At 47.1% G+C, this 1,333-nt stretch carries 9 tRNA genes and 2 rRNA genes; all 11 read right to left on the reverse strand.

The window, feature by feature from the left end:
• Positions 1 to 133 precede the first annotated feature (133 nt).
• Positions 134 to 209, reverse strand: a tRNA-Ala gene (locus D2K62_RS18575).
• A 21-nt stretch (positions 210 to 230) separates the two neighbouring features.
• Positions 231 to 307 (reverse strand) — tRNA-Pro (locus tag D2K62_RS18580).
• 5 nt (positions 308 to 312) lie between these two features.
• Positions 313 to 389 (reverse strand) — tRNA-Arg (locus tag D2K62_RS18585).
• Positions 390 to 392: 3 nt separating this feature from the next.
• Positions 393 to 481 (reverse strand) — tRNA-Leu (locus D2K62_RS18590).
• A gap of 27 nt (positions 482 to 508) precedes the next feature.
• Positions 509 to 583: transfer RNA gene (locus tag D2K62_RS18595), tRNA-Gly, on the reverse strand.
• 3 nt (positions 584 to 586) lie between these two features.
• A tRNA-Leu gene (locus D2K62_RS18600) sits at positions 587 to 668 on the reverse strand.
• 4 nt (positions 669 to 672) lie between these two features.
• Positions 673 to 748 (reverse strand) — tRNA-Lys (locus D2K62_RS18605).
• 22 nt (positions 749 to 770) lie between these two features.
• Positions 771 to 846, reverse strand: a tRNA-Thr gene (locus D2K62_RS18610).
• A gap of 3 nt (positions 847 to 849) precedes the next feature.
• A tRNA-Val gene (locus D2K62_RS18615) sits at positions 850 to 925 on the reverse strand.
• Between the two features lie 7 nt (positions 926 to 932).
• Positions 933 to 1,048 (reverse strand): 5S ribosomal RNA (gene rrf, locus D2K62_RS18620).
• 160 nt (positions 1,049 to 1,208) lie between these two features.
• Positions 1,209 to 1,333, reverse strand: a 23S ribosomal RNA gene (locus D2K62_RS18625); the annotation flags it as partial.

A 1,333-nucleotide genomic window follows, 5' to 3' on the forward strand; every position in this document is an offset into this window, starting at 1 on the left:
CCAGCGTTCGTCCTGAGCCAAGATCAAACTCTCCATAAAATGCGAGCTTGCTGCTCAAATACTTAACTAGCTTGTTGTTTCTACTTACTTAACATACTGTGTGTTTCGTTCAGTTTTCAAAGATCAAAATAAATGGTGGAGCCTAGCGGGATCGAACCGCTGACCTCCTGCGTGCAAGGCAGGCGCTCTCCCAGCTGAGCTAAGGCCCCTAAAACACTTTATATAAGAAATGGTCGGGAAGACAGGATTTGAACCTGCGACCCCTTGGTCCCAAACCAAGTGCTCTACCAAGCTGAGCTACTTCCCGATAAATGGTGCGCCCGAGAGGACTTGAACCTCTAACCTCTTGATTCGTAGTCAAGTGCTCTATCCAATTGAGCTACGGGCGCTAATGGTGCCGAGGGCCGGACTCGAACCGGCACGGTAGAAACCTACCGCAGGATTTTAAGTCCTGTGCGTCTGCCAATTCCGCCACCCCGGCATGGGCTATCTAAAATCGTTTTAAAAATGGAGCGAAAGACGGGATTCGAACCCGCGACCCCCACCTTGGCAAGGTGATGTTCTACCACTGAACTACTTTCGCAAATGCGGGTGGAGGGACTTGAACCCCCACGTCATAAGACACTAGATCCTAAGTCTAGCGCGTCTGCCAATTCCGCCACACCCGCTAAATGGTGAGCCATGAAGGACTTGAACCTTCGACCCTCTGATTAAAAGTCAGATGCTCTACCGACTGAGCTAATGGCTCGTACTTTAGCAAAAAAATATTATGGTGCCGGCCAGAGGACTTGAACCCCCAACCTACTGATTACAAGTCAGTTGCTCTACCAGTTGAGCTAGGCCGGCGTATGGTGGAGGATGCAGGGCTCGAACCTGCGACCCCCTGCTTGTAAGGCAGGTGCTCTCCCAGCTGAGCTAATCCTCCTAATGAAGCCTGGCGACGTCCTACTCTCGCAGGGGCAAAGCCCCAACTACCATGAGCGCTGAAGAGCTTAACTACTGTGTTCGGCATGGGAACAGGTGTGACCTCTTCGCTATTGTCACCAGACATTATCCTATAATTTCAAGGACAAGATATATTATATTAACAATTCACCAGAAAAGCAAGTCTTTTTTTAAAAATGTTATTTTTATTTAAAAAGTTATTTTTCAGGGAATTTATACCTTCAAAACTAGATAAGAATTACAACAAGACATCATATAGTATTATAGTTAAGTCCTCGATCTATTAGTATTCGTCAGCTACACGTGTCACCACGCTTCCACCTCGAACCTATCAACCTCATCGTCTCTGAGGGATCTTACTCTAAAAAGATGAGAAGTCTCATCTTGA

The sequence above is a fragment of the Paraliobacillus sp. X-1268 genome, assembly GCF_003426095.1.
GTDB lineage: Bacteria > Bacillota > Bacilli > Bacillales > Amphibacillaceae > Paraliobacillus_A > Paraliobacillus_A zengyii.